The 17,981-nt window shown below is 32.1% G+C and carries 14 protein-coding genes; all 14 read left to right on the forward strand.

The window, feature by feature from the left end:
* Positions 1-1,128 precede the first annotated feature (1,128 nt).
* Positions 1,129-1,905 (forward strand): ABC transporter permease, encoded by a 777-nt coding sequence (locus ACQRBH_RS16080; RefSeq protein ID WP_347376562.1) that lies wholly within the window; start codon positions 1,129-1,131, stop codon positions 1,903-1,905.
* Positions 1,906-1,921: 16 nt separating this feature from the next.
* Entirely contained in the window at positions 1,922-2,656 is a 735-nt protein-coding gene (locus ACQRBH_RS16085; protein WP_347376561.1) for an ABC transporter ATP-binding protein, read from the forward strand.
* A gap of 14 nt (positions 2,657-2,670) precedes the next feature.
* Positions 2,671-3,273 carry a hypothetical protein gene (locus ACQRBH_RS16090; RefSeq protein WP_347376560.1) on the forward strand — a complete coding sequence of 201 codons (603 nt, stop codon included), beginning with the start codon at positions 2,671-2,673 and terminating at the stop codon, positions 3,271-3,273.
* An 11-nt stretch (positions 3,274-3,284) separates the two neighbouring features.
* Complete coding sequence (locus tag ACQRBH_RS16095; protein WP_347376559.1) at positions 3,285-5,465, forward strand: glycosyltransferase; 2,181 nt, start codon at positions 3,285-3,287, stop codon at positions 5,463-5,465.
* Positions 5,465-7,651, forward strand: a complete 2,187-nt coding sequence (locus ACQRBH_RS16100) for a glycosyltransferase (RefSeq protein ID WP_347376558.1) — start codon at positions 5,465-5,467, stop codon at positions 7,649-7,651. Before ACQRBH_RS16095 ends, ACQRBH_RS16100 begins: the two co-directional genes overlap by 1 nt.
* Positions 7,641-9,059, forward strand: coding sequence for a DUF2142 domain-containing protein (locus ACQRBH_RS16105; RefSeq protein WP_427762480.1), 1,419 nt, complete (start codon positions 7,641-7,643; stop codon positions 9,057-9,059). Before ACQRBH_RS16100 ends, ACQRBH_RS16105 begins: the two co-directional genes overlap by 11 nt.
* 24 nt (positions 9,060-9,083) lie before the next feature.
* Positions 9,084-10,316 carry a glycosyltransferase domain-containing protein gene (locus ACQRBH_RS16110; RefSeq protein ID WP_347376556.1) on the forward strand — a complete coding sequence of 411 codons (1,233 nt, stop codon included), beginning with the start codon at positions 9,084-9,086 and terminating at the stop codon, positions 10,314-10,316.
* A 34-nt stretch (positions 10,317-10,350) separates the two neighbouring features.
* Complete coding sequence (locus tag ACQRBH_RS16115; protein ID WP_347376555.1) at positions 10,351-11,244, forward strand: ATP-grasp fold amidoligase family protein; 894 nt, start codon at positions 10,351-10,353, stop codon at positions 11,242-11,244.
* Positions 11,245-11,294: 50 nt separating this feature from the next.
* Positions 11,295-13,061, forward strand: coding sequence for a glycosyltransferase family 2 protein (locus tag ACQRBH_RS16120; RefSeq protein ID WP_347376554.1), 1,767 nt, complete (start codon positions 11,295-11,297; stop codon positions 13,059-13,061).
* Between the two features lie 30 nt (positions 13,062-13,091).
* Positions 13,092-13,685, forward strand: coding sequence for a GerMN domain-containing protein (locus ACQRBH_RS16125; protein ID WP_427762481.1), 594 nt, complete (start codon positions 13,092-13,094; stop codon positions 13,683-13,685).
* A gap of 39 nt (positions 13,686-13,724) precedes the next feature.
* Entirely contained in the window at positions 13,725-14,912 is a 1,188-nt protein-coding gene (locus ACQRBH_RS16130) for a MerR family transcriptional regulator (RefSeq protein ID WP_427762485.1), read from the forward strand.
* Positions 14,913-15,045: 133 nt separating this feature from the next.
* Entirely contained in the window at positions 15,046-16,329 is a 1,284-nt protein-coding gene (locus ACQRBH_RS16135; protein ID WP_235232118.1) for an AAA family ATPase, read from the forward strand.
* The gene (locus tag ACQRBH_RS16140; protein WP_427762483.1) at positions 16,322-16,966 is read left to right on the forward strand and encodes a hypothetical protein; all 645 of its coding nucleotides are present in this window, start codon (positions 16,322-16,324) and stop codon (positions 16,964-16,966) included. The genes ACQRBH_RS16135 and ACQRBH_RS16140 overlap by 8 nt, the downstream gene beginning before the upstream one ends.
* A 118-nt stretch (positions 16,967-17,084) precedes the next feature.
* Positions 17,085-17,981 (forward strand): glucose-1-phosphate thymidylyltransferase RfbA, encoded by an 897-nt coding sequence (gene rfbA / locus ACQRBH_RS16145; protein WP_235232120.1) that lies wholly within the window; start codon positions 17,085-17,087, stop codon positions 17,979-17,981.

The raw sequence follows: 17,981 nt of genomic DNA on the forward strand, positions 1-17,981 counted from the left end.
CTGGCGGCGCACGTCGCTAAGGGATGAAAGTTCCTAATCCACTCTAGTATTGAGAAGGATACAGCCGAGACCAAAGGGGTCCTATTTATGACAGAAACCATGATTAATGTGAAGGAAATCTAAAGGAAGGTGGAGGCCAATCTTTGGTCTGACAAACAGAAATCACATCGGGCTACAGTTGAGGACAAATTTTTGAAAAATCCAAAAGATTTCTATAGTTTGGAATCCTCGGTCAAGGCTTCCACTGAAAATTTTTCTGCCGGTTTTCTAATTATTGTTCTTTCTAGCATGAATGAAAGACTGTACAATGATGCTTGGCGCATAAACGCTCAATAACCATTTACCTTGGCGTAAACTCAAGTACAATATATGCTGTCATGAAAAACGAACTCTAATAACCTCTGTTGGAGATGGGGATTTGACAGTACATACTTCCAAAGTCGTAATAGCAGGGGAGAGTATTATTATCTTCTGGAAGAGAGTGTTGGAAAATAAAAAATGAAGGGTTTAATAACCAAAAGAAAAAGAACGGGCTGTACCGTATTGAACGCTTGAACAGCAGGAACAGCAATGCGATGAAGTACCATTATTTACTGACGCAGATCTCGGATATCGTGATGCAACTTTCTCTGGCGTGGAATCCACATATATAAGAGAACTGAGGCAGACAATAAAAAATACATCTTCTGGGCTACTGGAAAAATTTCGCGGACTGACAGTAACGGAAGAAGATGTATCCTACATTTTCAGATACACAACGGTGTAACTGGAATAACAAGGTTATTTTAGCACAGGTGGTGGTTGAATGGAAGATAGAACAATAGAATATTTATCCCAACAGAACAATAGAATATTTATCCACAAATTTCAGAAATTGGTGCAATAGCCCCATCAAGTGTGCATAACAGCCAAAAAAAACAAGAAAATTGTGGATAGCTTATAAAAAATGAGATGGTATTCTATGGGATAGGAACAATTAAATATATTCCTCACCGCTGGGTGAGATGTGATTCGCTTGCCAAAAAAGAGAAAAAATGATATAGTAAATTAGATTGCTTAATCATGTAAATGAATATTTTACAATGAATAATATGATAAAGTAAATATGTAAATGATGGAGGTATAGGAGTGACTCAATATATCCAAAATTTTTTGAGGTTTCAACCGTTGTTAAAAGAACTTGTGGCTCGCGATATTAAAATAAAATATAGAAGATCGGTATTAGGTGTGCTGTGGACATTACTTAATCCTCTTTTTATGATGATGGTATTATCGGTTGTGTTTTCTAATTTGTTTAAATTTGATATCGAAAATTTCCCTTTGTATCTTTTGAGTGGACAAGTGATTTTTAATTTTTTTAATGATACAACAACATCATCAATGGGGGCTATTATTAGTAATAGTTCATTAATTAAAAAGATATATGTACCTAAATATCTATTTGTATTATCTAGAGTGTTTTCTAGTTTTATTAATTTGATGGCTTCTTTTACGGCTTTAATGTTAGTAATGTTGGCATTACGTGTTGAATTGAGTTGGACGGTTATATTGGCACCAATTCCATTATTGTTTCTGGTTATGTTTTCATTAGGAATTGGATTAATATTGGCTGCGATTACAGTAAAATTTAGGGATATTATGCATCTGTATTCAGTGTTTACAACTGCATTAATGTATTTGACCCCTGTGATTTATCCTATGTCTATATTACCGAATTGGTTAGCACCTATTGTAAGGGCCAATCCTGTGACGAATATATTACTTATGTTTCGTGATGTAATGCTAAATGGAAATTTACCAAGTCTTGTAGGAATTGTAATAGCTTTTGTTGAGACTGTGCTAGCATTGGGGATAGGTTTATATGTGTTTTATAAAAATCAAGATCAATTTATTTTAAATATTTAGTTAATAGGAGAAGAATATGGAAAAGCAAACGATGATTTGTGTAGATCATGTTTATATGAGATTTAACCTGTCGTCTGAAAAATTCGATAGCTTTAAAGAATATGTGATAAAAAGCTTAAAAAAGCAAGTTTCGTATGATGAATTTTGGGCGTTGAAAGATGTTTCTTTTGAATTGAAAAAAGGTGATGCGTTGGGATTGATCGGATTAAATGGAAGTGGGAAAAGTACCATGTTAAAGACAATAGCCGGTGTGTTAAAACCAACTAAAGGTACTGTTACAGTTAATGGGAGCATAGCACCGTTAATTGAATTAGGGGCTGGCTTTGATATGGATTTGACAGCTAGAGAAAATGTGTTTTTAAATGGCGCATTGCTAGGATATTCACGAAAAGAAATGGAAAAGTATTATGATGATATTGTGGATTTTTCTGAATTGCAAAGTTTTATGGATGTTCCGGTGAAAAATTTTTCGTCAGGAATGGTTTCAAGGTTGGCTTTTGCTATTGCAACAATAGGAAAACCAGATATATTAATTGTAGATGAAGTTTTATCTGTTGGTGATTTCAGATTTCAGGAAAAATGTGAAAGGCGTATTCAGAATATGATGGATGGAGAAACAACAATACTTTTTGTTTCCCATAATATTAATCAGGTAGAAAAATTATGCAACAAAATTGTATGGCTGGAAAAGGGTGTTGTGAAAGCTTTTGGAGATGCAAAAGAGATTGCAAATGAATATAGAAAATCTTAATCAGAGGTATAACGATGAAAAAAGTGATAAAAAGAACATTGTGCATATTAGCTATTTTGTTGTTTGCTTTTGCTTATGCACATATTGCAAAAACACATAAAATATATGACGGAAATATTGATCCTAGTGAATATGGAAATATCGTTGAATCCAATCCAATTGTTCTTGAACAAAGGTTTGTGATGCAAGATAAGTATTTGGATGGGATAAGAATAAAGGGTGTAGAAAATAATGATATAAGCCAAGTCTTTATTAAATATTCTTTACGTGAAGCAGATTCCGATAAAAAGGTGGCTGAAGGTGAGGTCAATGCAAAAAAAAGTTTGAAAAATCGTTTTTATGAATTACCATTTGATAGAATAGAAAATTGTAAAGGAAAGGAATATATATTAACAATTGAACAGCACTCTAAAGATGAGGAGAGTTTTGTTTGCTTTTCGTTTGAAAAAAAAGTTGAACCTAATACGGAATTATTATTAAACAATAATAAAATTGAGGGGACTTTGATTGTAAAAACGATAACAAATAGATTTGATGTGGAAACATTTTTCGTCGTAATTTTATTTGTATTCTATATGATTTTCTTTATAAGACTATTATATAAATTGTTTAAATAGTGAGGTTTAGTATGAGAGAATTGATCGGAAAAGTGACAAGCACATTAAAAAGTGAAGGAATAGTTGCACTTAACAAGAAGGCTTTTTCGTATGTTCAGACGAGACGAATTGAAAGACAGGTTAGAGAGGAACAAGTATTTAGAGATGTGTTATTTATTGATGGGTGTGGTTCGACAGTACCACACCCTGCTCGCTATAGAATTACACATCAAAGAGAACAATTAGCATATTATGATATATCAAGTAATGAGGTCTTTTATCAACATTTATCAATTGAAATGGTAAGGTTATATAGGACCTTTGTGTTTTTTAGATGTCCTTATAATGATAAAATTGGTGAGTTTATTCAATTGGCGAAAAAGTTAAATAAAACGGTTTTATTTGATATTGATGATTTAGTGATTGACACAAAATATACTGATCTAATACCATATTTGGATACTATGAATATGCAGGAAAGAAAACAATATGATGACAATGTTAGGGCTATGGGTAAAACGCTAAAAAATTGCGATGCTGCAATTACAACGACATCGTGTTTGCAAAAAGAACTATTAAATTATGTGCCACAAGTATTTGTTAATCGTAATACAGCATCTGAAAAAATGGAATTTTTATCAGAAAATGCTTTGAAAAATAAGGTAAAAAGACAGACAATTGATTTGGGGTATTTTAGTGGAAGTATAACTCATAATGATGATTTTGAGATGATTTTACCAGTTATTCTCGAGCTATTAGATAAATATGATAATTTGAAATTGCATATAGTGGGAGAATTGTGTGTTCCCAAGGAATTGAGTCCTTATTCTGATAAGGTAAAGTGTCATCCTTTTGTAGAATGGACAAAATTACCTGAATTAATAGCACAGGTTGACATTAATTTAGCTCCATTGATAAATTCTGTATTTAATGAAGCGAAATCTGAAAATAAATGGATAGAAGCTGCATTAGTTCAGGTACCAACCGTTGCAAGTAATCTTGGGGCCTTTAAGGAATGTATTCAGAATAATGTGACGGGAATTTTGTGTGAGACATTGGAAGAGTGGAATGAAGCACTTGTTACTTTGATAGAAGAGCCGGACAAAAGGGAAAAAATTGCATTACAAGCATATGAGCATTGCAAAAAGAATTGTGTTTCTTATACAAATGGATATGGTTTATCCCAGTTTTTGAAAAATCATTGTAAGAAAAATATTTTGTTCGTATTGCCTTCTTTGCAGATAAGTGGGGGAGTAATGGTTGCGGTTAAACATGCTTGTGTATTACAAAAGAAAGGATATGATGTTTCTTTAGCTTGTATGAATGCTTCTGTTAATTGGGAAAAATGTGATGGACAAGAATTACCTGTATTAATGCTTAATAGAGGAATGATAAAAGGAAGTTGGGATATTGCTGTAGCCACTATGTGGACAACTCTCTCTTACTTATTGTCATACGAAAAAATAAAAAGAAGATTATATTTGGTTCAAAATTATGAAACTGATTTTTATAAAGCAGGAAATGAATTGAGGTTAAAAGCAAATGTCACGTATGCTGTAGAATCAGGTGTAAATTATATAACTATTTCGAAATGGTGCCGAAAATGGTTGAATTCACAATTTGGTCAAAATGCAAAATATGCACCCAATGGTATATCTTTTAGACAATTTAATCTTGGCTCTAATGAAAGAGAATTTAAAGGGAAAATTAAAATTTTAATTGAGGGGGACTGCGCTTCGTATTATAAAAATGTGGATGAAAGTTTTTTGATTACAAATAGACTAAATTCAGAGAATTTTGAAATTTGGTATTTATCATATAATGCTGAACCTAAGGCATGGTATCATGTTGATAAGTTTTTTCATAAAATACCATATGAAGAAGTGGCGGGAATATATCGAAAATGTGATATTTTGTTGAAAACAAGTATATTAGAGAGCTTTTCTTATCCACCATTGGAAATGATGGCTACGGGAGGGATGGTTGTAGCTGTCCAAAATGATGGGAATAGTGAATATTTAGTGAATGAAGACAATTGTTTGATATATGAGCAGGGATGTATAGATGATGCCGTCCAGAAAATTGAAAGAATATGTTCTGAAGAACAATTAAGACATAAACTATATCTTGGTGGAATAAGAACGGCTAAAATGAGAGATTGGAGTAATTTGGAGAATAAGATTGTTAATTTATATATGGAGGAAAAAGAATAATGGCACAGGTAGAATCATTAAACCAAAAGCTAGTTAGAATCATAAAAGAAGAAGGAGTAAAAACAGCAGTAGTAAAAGGGAAAAATTATATTAAAAGAGTGATTTCTGGAGATCCAATTAAATATTGTTTTAAAGATATTTTATTTATAAATGGTTGTTATTTACCACACCCAAGCAGGTATAGAGTTCAACATCAGATGGAGCAGTTACAAGCTTTTGGGTTGTATGTGGATAGTGTTTTTTATGAACGATTAAAACTAGATATGTTAAAATATTATCGTGGTTTTATTTTTTTTAGATGTCCAATTACTGGCGAGATTGAAAAGTTCATTGACCAAGCTAAATATTATAATAAACCTGTAATATTTGATATTGATGATCTTGTGATTGATAAAAAATATACAGATTTAATTCCTTATGTAAAAACAATGTCTGCAATAGATAGAAAAACTTATGATGATGGGGTGGAAAGAACTAGAAAAACTTTAGAAAAATGTGATTGTGCAATTACAACGACCAATGTATTAGCAAATGAATTAAGAAAATATGTAGCAGATGTATATGTTAATCGAAATGTAGCCTCTGAGAAAATGCTAAAATATTCTGAAAGAGCATATGGAAATATTAATAAAGATGAAACAAAGGTGATTTTGGGTTACTTTAGTGGAAGCATAACTCATAATTCGGATTTTAATATGATTCTTCCTGTTATTAAAAAAATTATGAGAAAAAATCCACAGGTATATTTAAAAGTCGTTGGGGAACTTGATATTCCAACAGAACTTCAAGATTATAAAGAACGTGTGATTTCAGTCCCTTTTGTAGAATGGAAAAAACTTCCTGAATTAATAGCATCTGTAGATATCAATCTTGCACCTTTGGAAAATAATATTTTTAATGCAGCTAAATCTGAGAATAAGTGGATGGAGGCAGGATTGGTTCATGTTCCGACTATAGCAAGTAAAGTCGGAGCATTTGAAGATGTGATTTGCCATAAAGAAGATGGTATTTTGTGCGAAACGGAGAAAGAATGGGAGAATGAACTTGAGAGTTTAATTATTGACCCTGAATATCGAAGAAGAATTGGACAAAATGCTTATGTAGTAGCTAAGAAAAAAGTTACAACATATACAGGAAGAGGATTGACAGAATATATTTTATCTAAAATGCCTAAAAATTTCGGATTTGTATTACCAACGACAAATATAAGTGGAGGAGTTAATGTAATAATAAAACATTGCAATATATTAAGAAATCATGGATATGATGTGTTTATAATTAATGAAGATCGAAATTCTAATGATATAGTAAATAAGGATGGTAGAGTGCCTGTTATACAGAAATATGATACAAGATTTGAAGCATATGTTGATACTTTAGTAGCTAGTTTGTGGAGTACGTTGGATTTTGTAAAAAGTTATTCCAATGTGTATCATCGTGCATATTTAGTTCAAAATTTTGAAACTAATTTTAATCCAGATGGATATTTTGAAAAAATATTAGCAAATGCTACATATAATGCACTCGTTCCGATTCATTATTTGACAATTTCTAAGTGGTGCCAAGAATGGCTGAGAGAAGAATTTGGAAAGAACAGTAAATATGTACCTAATGGGATTGATTTGAGTATTTTTAAATATTCTGAGAGAAAATTTGAGGGGAAAATTAAAATTTTAATTGAGGGCAATAGCGATGACCATTATAAAAATGTGGATGAAAGCTTTAAAATAGTAGAAAAGTTGGATAAAGAAAAATATGAAATATATTATTTATCATACCAAGGTGGTGCCAAGGAATGGTATTATGTTGATAAATTTCTACAAAGAGTGCCTCATGATAAGGTTGGAGAAATATATCAAAGTTGTGATATTTTGTTGAAAACCAGTATTTTAGAAAGTTTTTCTTATCCACCATTGGAGATGATGGCCACGGGAGGAATTGCTGTAGTTGCTCCAAATGGGGGGAATAAAGAATATCTAAGAGATGGGGAAAATTGCTTGTTATATAACTTAGGAGATATTGATGAGGCAGTTAATCAAATTGAAAAAGTTTCAAAAGATAAAAAATTGAGGGAGATTTTGCTAGAAGGCGGTTTGCAAACAGCAAAAAAAAGACAATGGAATGAAATTGAAGAGGATATTGTTGACATGTATATTAGTTTAAAGGAGACAGAAGATGAACAATAGTTCTATTGTAAAAAGATTTATCTATCTTTCTATAGTATTTGGAATGATTCTATTGGTGTTAACACCGCCGTTTCAAGCGCCTGATGAAGATAGCCATTTTAAAAAGGCGTATGTGATTTCAAAAGGAAATTTGTTCCCTGAAGTGCAAAACGGTAAAATAGGGTTTATGTTGCCAGAGGGATTGGTTAATTATATCGAAGAACAAACTAAAAAAGCAGGTGATTTAGATGAAACATTCGAGTATAAAGAGATATATCTTTCAGAACGATTACCTGGGGAATATGGAGCAGAAAAATTTTATAATTTTTCAACGGCAACGACAAATCCTTTAGCACATATTATCCCTGCTTCGGGAATTATATTTGGGGAGTTCATTGCAAAGATAATTCAAATTGGTTTGCCGTCTATTGTGTATTATTTATATTTCGCTAGAATGTTTAATCTGCTTTTTTATATTATAATAATTGCAATAAGTATTCATATTTCGCCTATTTTAAAAAGAACTATTGCGATGGTAGGATTAATGCCCATGGCTTTGTTTTTGGCTTCAACGGCTTCTTATGATACATTATTAATTGCTTTGGCTTTTTTGGCAACTGCAATAATATTTAGTTTATCATATGGAGAAACACAAAAAAAATTAACAATGCCATATATAGTTATTCTTGGGATAATTGCATATTTATTTATTGCAATTAAAATAGTATATTTACCATTATTTTTATTGATGCTGTTTTTGCCTAAAAGAGAATTAAGTAATATAAAAGAATATGTAAAGAAATTATTGATATTGTTTGCAATAGTTATAGGTATATATTTGGTTTTCCGTTTTATTACACCTTCTTTAGAAGCGGTAGATCCAAAAAATACGGATATTCTTGTTTCGAAGCAAATAGATTATGTTATTCATCATCCGGTACAGTATTGTAAGATCTTTTTTAATACCTTAAAGGAAACCCGACTTTATTTAGTATCATCAACAATAGGAGTATTTGGTTTATTAGATACAAATTTGTTTTGTGCATTTTTGGGCTTGTATTTAATTTGCATGCCAATATTGGGAATTTTTGAAATTAGTATTGATAAAGTAAAGGTAAAAATAATTGATAGAATGGTCGTGCTTATAAGCGTGATGGCATCAGTTTTTGGGTGTTATTTGGCTATGTATATTTACTGGACAATTAGCATAGATGGATATGGTGTAGGTGCACAGTCTATAACAGGGGTACAGGGGCGTTATTTTATTCCAATGATGCCGGTTTCTTTTTTAATATTTGCAAATTTGCGTTTACAGAAGAATGAAAAGTTAAGAAAGATAATGATAGGCATAGTTGATAATTATGCTCTGTTAAGCATTGTTATGTTAAGTGTTTCCTGTATAGTTATTTTGCTGCGATTCTGGTGTTAAATTAGTGAGAGGGAATGGGAATAGATGAAAGAAAAAGTTTGCATTTATACTTGTATAACAGGAAATTATGATGATTTACATGAAGTGGAAAAGGAAGAAGGAATAGACTATATTTGTTTTACTAATAATATTAATTTAAAATCTCAATCTTGGAAAATAGTATTTATCAAGGATGATAATGATTTGGGTAATATGATATTATCGAGGAAAATAAAGATATTAGGACATCCTTTAATTGAAAATAATTATGATATAAGTATATGGGTAGATGGAGCAATTCAAGTTAGGGGAAATATAAAGCAGTTTTTAAATGAATATTGCGCCTTGGATAAATATAGTATGGCATGTTTCAGACATCGATTGAGAGACTGTGTGTATGAAGAAGCAGCGGCATGTATTATTCATCGAAAGGAAGATGTTTGTTCTGTTAAGGAGTATTTAGAATTTATCGAGAATGAGAAGTTTCCCCATCATTATGGGTTAGCTGAATGCACAGTCTTAGTCCGTAGGCATGGTGATATAAAAGTAAAACAGACAATGCAATTATGGTTTGAGATGTTTCTTAGGTTTGCAAAACGTGATCAACTTACATTTCCATATACTTTATGGGAAACAGGATTAGGGGTCTTTTGGATTAATTTAAATGTGTTCGATAACCCATGGTTTTTTTGGCATACTCATAAACAAGAAAAAGAGACTTCGATTTGTAGAATCTTTTTTGGAGAGTACAAGGATGTATTTTTGGACAAGTATCTTGATAAAGAAATGGAATTTAATGAAGATAAAAGATGTAAAATACATTTTTTTACTCAAAAGGAATGTGACAATATAGCTATAAATCTTGGTAAACATTTTGGAAAAGTGTTAACGGATTTTCAAATTAATATATCGGATGTTTTAGTGTCTTTTTTTCCGGGAATAACAATATATGAAACGATTGTTTTTGATTATGATGATTTGGTTATTTATTTAAAAGGAAATTTTTATGAAAATCAAGAGATTATAGTATCGTTTGAAATGGATAGACCAACACAGATAGATAGTCAGGAATTTTTTGAAAGTATAATTGATAGATATTATTATGATAAACTAGTTCGGGATAATATGATTACTTATTTGAATCAAAGATGTGATTGGGCAGATAAAAAGTTCGATGAAATGAATCGGGAGTTGAAGAAGTATAATAAATTATTTGAAAAACAAGATTTGCTGACGAAAATAGTCAGAAGAATGTTCTTGAAAGTAATACATGAATAAAGATATTTCATTATAAATGTGAGGAGAAAAGAATATGTTTTCGGCGGATAAGAAATTGAAAATAATTAGGAAATTAAAAATAGAAAAGTATGTTCCTACAAGAATAATTCTTCCAATATATTATGAACACCATATGCATAGAAAATTGAATTTGAAAAATCCTAAGACTTTCAGTGAGAAATTACAGTGGTTGAAAATATATTATAAAGATCCAATTATGACTAAATTGGTCGATAAGATAGAAGTTAGAGAGTACATAAAAAAAACTTTGGGAGAAGAGTATTTGTTTCCGATTATTGGTATATATGATAAATTTGAGGATATAGACTTTAATTGTTTGCCACAAAAATTTGTAATGAAATGTAATCATGATAGTGGAAGTTATGTGATATGCGCGAATAAAGATACTTTTGATATTCAAAATGCGAAAAATAAAATTAATGAACATTTAAAACAAAATTATTATTATTATTGGAGAGAGTGGCCTTATAAAAAAATAAAACCTAAAATATTAATAGAAGAATATATGGAAGATATTTCATTGCATGATTGTACTGATTATAAATTTTTGTGTTTTGGAGGAAAAGTTGATAATGTATTAGTATGTTCAGAGCGTCAAAGAGGTGTAAAATTTCATTACTTTGATAAGCAGTGGAATTTTAAAAAATATAATTATGAGGGATTGAGGGAGACGGATGATTTTTCTATGCCAAAACCTGAAAAGTTTGATGAAATGATAGAAATTGCAGAAAAGCTGGCTGGAGATTTTCCTTGTATTCGTGTGGACTTATATTACATAAATCATAAAATATATTTTGGTGAATTAACGTTTTTTCCAAATGCAGGTTTTAATGCAGACTTGTTAGATGAGACAGATTATTTTTTTGGGGAAAAAATCAAACTAAAAAAGTACTATAAAGAAAAGTAATGTGTTAGAAAAGGGCTTTTATTAAATTATTATTTACAGGATAAGTAATTATGGGGCGGATTAATGTGTTTATGAGAAAAATGTTAAAAAAAATAAAAAAATTAGTTTTATGCATTAAACAATATGGAACAGTACAGGGATGGCGATATATTAGAAGAAAATATCAAACTATTGACAAAGAATATAAGGAGTGGTTTGAGTTCCATAAAATAGATGTTGAAATGTTAGATAATCAGAAAAAAGAGCGTTTCCTTTTCGAACCATTAATAAGTATTTTAGTACCAGTATACAATACACCGACTCTCTTCTTGAAAGAAATGTTAATGTCTGTTTGTTCACAAACATATGGTAATTGGGAGTTGTGTGTAGCAAACGCAAATCCAGATAATAGGATTGTAGAAGAAATATTGGAGAGTTTTGCAATAAAAGATGATAGAATTAAAATTTTAAAACTACAGAATAATTTAGGCATTGCCCAAAATACAAATGCTATACTTCAAATGGCAAATGGAGACTATATTGGTTTGCTGGATCATGATGATATGCTTGCTCCTGATGCATTATATCAAGTAGTTAAAGAATTGAATCAAGAAAATGTTCCGGAGATTATTTATTCTGATGAAGATAAGATAACAACAGATTCGCAAGAACATTTTCAGCCTCATTTTAAACCGGATTTTAATTTGGATTTGTTAAGGTCTAATAATTATATCTGCCACTTTTTTGTTGTAAAAAAAGGTTTGATTGATGATATCGGTGGGTTTCATGAACAATACAATGGCGCACAAGATTATGATTTAATATTACGTTGTGTTGAGAAAACTGAAAGAATATCGCATATTCCTCAAGTGTTGTATCATTGGAGAATACACGATGCTTCAACAGCTGACAACCCAGCAAGTAAGATATATGCTTATGAGGCTGGAAAAAGGGCGATTCAAGAACACTTAAATCGTTCCGGTGAAAAAGGATCTGTTGAGAATTCTTCAGATTTGGGATTTTATCATGTGAAATATGAACTAATGGGAACATCACTAATTTCAATAATTATTGTTTATGAAAATAACATGAAAGCATTAAAGAATTGTATACGTTCCCTTAAGAGTTCTATTTATCATTCATATGAGATTATACTTATGGTATCGGATAATCAAAAGGAGAATTTTTCTAAACGCTTAGAAAATGTTTCTGACAGTAATTTGAAACTATATTTCTACAAGAAGGATGAGAGTTGGTCGGAAATAATTAATCAAGCAGTTGAATTTTCAAATGGTGAATATATTTTATTGCTATCTCAAATGACAAAGATGAAAAATAAAACATGTATAGAAGAATTAATATGTAACTGTCAAAGAAAACATGTTGGAGTAGTGGGAGCGAAATTATACTATACTAACAACAAAATTCGTTATGCGGGAGTTGTCGTAAAGGGAGATGGTAGCATAGAAAGAGTTTTTAGGGGATTCCCTAATTATTATGTTGGATATATGCATAGGGAATCTCTACAGCAAAATTTAAGTGCAGTATCTGAAGAATGTATGATGATAAAAAAAGAGGTTTTTGAAGAGGTTGGTGGGATGGATGCAAGCCTTGGGGAGACCTACGCTGCTATTGATTTTTGCTTGAAAGTTAGAAGGCAGGGTTTTTTAATTGTATTCAATCCTTATGCTGAATTATATTATTTTAAGAATAGAAGTAAAGAACATTTTTTTTCACAGAATGATATTGATTTTATGAAAATACGTTGGAAAGGATTTCTTGAAAAAGGAGATCCATCCTATAATCCTAATCTGGGAGAGAATTACACGATAAAATGATATTATTTTAATAGAAAAAGGAGAAAAATCATGAAAAAAATAATGTTATCCTGTTTATTTCTGGTAGTAATGTTGTGCCTTACAGCTTGCAATAAAACTTCAGATGAAAGTCAGGCGTTGGAAACATCCATAGAGAAAGAGCAGAATGTGGAAGAAGATACGAAAAAGAATGAGGAATCGATAGAGACAAAAAAGGAAATTGATGAGGACATTTCCAATAATGAAACACAGGAATCATTACCACAACCTGTTAGTATTACGATATACTACAGTAATGATGATGCCACAGCATTTACCTCTGAGGAAGTACAGATTAACTCATTGTCTCCAGAAGAAGTATTGAATGCATTGATTGAAAAAGGAGCAATTGCAGCGGATGTTGAGATTCTGTCATTTGAGACAACGACTGTAGACGGAAAATCAACAATATTACTTGATTTCAATGACGCATTCGCTTCTTATATTTCCAGCATGGGATCTACTGGTGAATACTTTGTAATGGGAAGTATCTGTAATACATTCCTGGATGTATATGATTGTGAGCAGATTCAGGTTACAGTGGATGGAGATACTTTGTCTACTGGACATGCTGAATATCCAGGCTATATGACAACATTTTCATAGAATTTGACAGGTGAGAGGATACACTGGAAGGAGTACATGATGAAAAAAACAGGTTATTATTCTTCCGGTGAATTTGCCCGTATGGCGCATGTGACTTTGCGGACAATTCGCTATTATGACAAACAAGATATATTAAAGCCCTCCTTCGTGAGCGAAGCGGGGGCTCGTTTTTATACAGATGAGGATTTTGCAAGATTGCAGCAGATTCTTTTGTTGAAGTATCTGGGATTCTCATTAGATGATATTAGGGAGATGACCATTGATGATGCAGATTATCATTTTATGTTGAATGCATTGAATATTCAGCTGAAACTGGTGCAAGATCGTATCGAGCAGATGCAGCTGGTGGAGAAGGCTATTAAGGATACTTCTGAGGCGATTCAGGCGGAGCATACCATAGACTGGAATCAGATGTTGAATCTGATTCATTTGACTGGGATGGAGAAGAGCATGAAGAACCAATATCAGAATGCATCGAATATATCTGCCAGGATAAATCTTCATAGTCTGTATTCGCAGAATCCACAAGGATGGTTTCCGTGGATCTATGAGCAGATGGAGATGCGGGCGGATATGCAGGTGTTGGAGATTGGCTGTGGTGATGGTACATTATGGAGCAGTAATTTGAAAAAGTTACCGGAAGAAGTAGGAATAACGTTATCGGATATATCAGAAGGAATGCTTCGAGATGCAAGACGTGCTATTGGTACGGAAGATTCGCGATTTACATTTCAGGTGTTCGATTGTCATCAGATCCCTTGCGAGGACGAGAGTTTCGATTTGGTGGTGGCGAACCATGTTCTGTTCTATTGTGATGATGTTTCGCAGGTGTGTCAGGAGGTACGGAGGGTACTTAAGCCGGGAGGATGCTTCTTGTGTAGTACCTATGGAAGGAACCATATGATAGAAGTTAGTCGTTTGGTTCAGGGATTCGATGACAGAATCGTACTGTCAGCAGATAAATTGTATGAGCGGTTTGGAAAAGAGAATGGTGCTGAGATTCTAAAAGATTACTTTTCGGAAAATGAATGGAGAGAATATGAAGATTATCTGTTGGTTCCGGAACCGGAGCCATTAATCTCTTATGTACTTTCCTGCCATGGGAATCAGGGCCAGTATATTGCGGAACGGTATAAGGAATTTCGTGCGTATGTGAAGAGAAAGACGGATGTGGGATTTCGGATTACGAAAGAAGCAGGGATATTCATTTCCCGAAAGCATATTTAAAATAATAGGGATTATTGTCAGATAATGTCGACAAAACGATGGCAAGAATTTGAATCTTTCCTTGTGATTTTTAATAGTTATTGTTATACTGAACTCAAGATGAATAAATGAAATGGGCAGAAGGTATTTTAAAATGAAATTAATTATTGATAATTTTGCGAAAATAAAGCATGCAGATATAATGATTGATGGGATTACAGTAATAGCAGGAGAAAACAATTCGGCAAAAAGTACAATTGGAAAAGTATTATATTCTTCTTTTAATTCTCTATATGATATAGAAGGAAAGATAGAAAAGCGAAGAATTGAGAATATATATGATGTATGCAATAGGGGTATGCGCAATGCATTTATGCATGAATTACGTTCACCAAGAACGATATCTGACAGAATAAGTAAAGAGTTTAGCAATATTCTTGTGAGACAGGGTACAGTTGATAAATTAAAATATCATAAGATATTAATAGATATTCTAAAAAAATATAATGTAGAATTATCAGAAGAAAGAGTTGAAGAGATTCTTGAAAATACATATGATAAAATTGTTTCGTTAAAGAAAAATGACGATTATGAGATTGCATTAGAATTAATACAGAGATTTTTCACACAGGTATTTGATTCTCAAATCCAATGTTTAAAAGGAGCTGAAAAAAAAGCAAAGGTAACATTGGTAATTAAAAATAAAGAATTATCAATTCAGTTTGAAAATAATGAATGTGTCAAATGGGAGACAGAGTATAATATTTTGCATGAAGCTTTTTTTATTGACGATCCTTTTGTTTTGGATAATTTAACAGGATTTTATTTCTTGTCTAATAATACAATTCGTAATCAATTGATTGAACGATTAAGTGACGATGATCTAATGGAAGGTATATTTGATGCAGTTAAGGCGAAAGATAGTCTAAAAGAGATATATAATATTTTGGATCAGATAACAAAAGGAAAGATATCCGTGCGAAATGGACAATGGGAATTAAGCTCAGAAGAATATCAAGAGCCAGTTCATTTTGAGAATCTTTCAGCAGGGTTAAAGTCTTTTGTATTAGTAAAGATGCTGTTGGAAAAGGGAATTCTTAAAGAAAAAGATGTACTTATTTTGGATGAGCCAGAGATTCATCTTCATCCTGAATGGCAATTGGTTTATGCAGAATTAATTGTTCTTTTGCAGAAAATGTTTGATCTGAGTATTGTAGTTACAACACATAGCCGTGATTTTTTGGAGGCTATAGAATTAAGTGTAAAAAAATATAAGTTAAATGACAAGAGTAATTTTTATTTGTCGAGAATGGAGGATGAATTAGTAGTTTTTGATAATGTTACAAATAATTTGGAAAGAATCTATAACCAACTGGTAACTCCCAGTATGTTATTAGATAAACTTAGGTATGAAATAGGAATGGATGAGGATGAGTAATTTTGATGTATTTAAAGACACAGTAGTGAGATATTTAACGAGAAATGGAATAGAATTATCATTTTTATCTTCTTTACATGAAGTGTCCCTGAATAATACAAATGATGAATCACGATATCTATGTAATAGTGGTGGAGATTTAGAAGTGGTATCTATGGATGTATTAGCAAAAGATGGGTATAGAAAAGTTAAGGCATCTTCCTTGAAGGAGAATCCTATTACTACTGTAGATGCATTTATGATTAACAAAAATAATGAATGGTATTTGATTGAATTTAAAGATTGTCCTATAAGAAGTGATAAAAAAACAACAAAGGATAATATCATTAAAAAGGCATATGAAAATTGGTATATGATATTAGACATGTTTTATACAATGACAGAAGAAGGATATGAAAATGCTATTTTTGACGTGGTAAATCCTGTTAAGTTTGCTAAGTTACATGTTTATTACATATTGGTTTGTAGTGCAGATAAAAATGCAAATATTTATAATCAGGTAAAGAACAAGGCATTGTTAAATCAGAATTATACACCACCTTTTATGCAGAGGTTGAAAGATTATATTTTTAAAGATGCATTTGTCTATACAGAAGATTTTTTTGAGAAAAAATTTGTGAATAATTTTGTTTATTAAAAATTAAAAAAGTACTTGAAGGTGACCTAAGGTCACCTTTTATAATGTGTTTAGACAGGATGAAATCGACTGAATTGGGAACATAATAATTACATACATCACAAAGGAGGTTCCTATTATGAAGGGAATTATATTAGCAGGAGGTTCTGGTACACGCCTGTATCCTCTGACCATGGTAACATCAAAGCAATTATTACCGATTTATGATAAACCGATGATCTATTATCCGATGTCTGTATTGATGAATGCAGGTATTCGTGATATCTTGATTATCTCTACACCACAGGATACACCGAGATTTCAGGAACTGTTGGGGGATGGACACCAGTATGGTGTGAATCTTTCTTATGCAGTTCAGCCAAGCCCGGATGGACTGGCACAGGCATTCATTATTGGTGCAGACTTCATTGGTGACGATACCGTTGCAATGGTTCTGGGAGATAATATATTCGCAGGTCATGGCTTGAAGAAGCGTCTGAAAGCGGCCGTGGAAAATGCAGAGTCTGGAAAAGGTGCGACAGTATTCGGTTATTATGTAGATGATCCGGAACGTTTTGGTATCGTAGAATTCGACCACAATGGAAAGGCAATCTCTATTGAAGAGAAACCAGAGCATCCAAAGAGCAATTACTGCGTAACGGGATTATACTTCTATGATAACAAAGTTGTAGAATATGCGAAGAACCTGAAGCCTGGAAAAAGAGGCGAGTTAGAGGTCACGGACCTGAACCGTATCTATCTGGAAGACAATCAGCTGAATGTAGAGCTTCTGGGACAAGGATTCACCTGGCTGGATACCGGAACACATGAAAGTCTGGTAGATGCAACAAATTTTGTTAAGACAGTAGAGACACATCAGCATCGTAAGATCGCATGCCTGGAAGAGATCGCATATCTGAATGGCTGGATCAGCAAAGAAGAAGTCATGAAAGTCTATGAAGTACTGAAAAAGAACCAGTACGGACAGTACCTGAAAGACGTATTAGATGGAAAGTACCAGGAAAACTTATATTAA

It is taken from the genome of Bariatricus sp. SGI.161, assembly GCF_050313695.1.
Taxonomy (GTDB): Bacteria; Bacillota; Clostridia; order Lachnospirales; family Lachnospiraceae; genus JAFBIX01.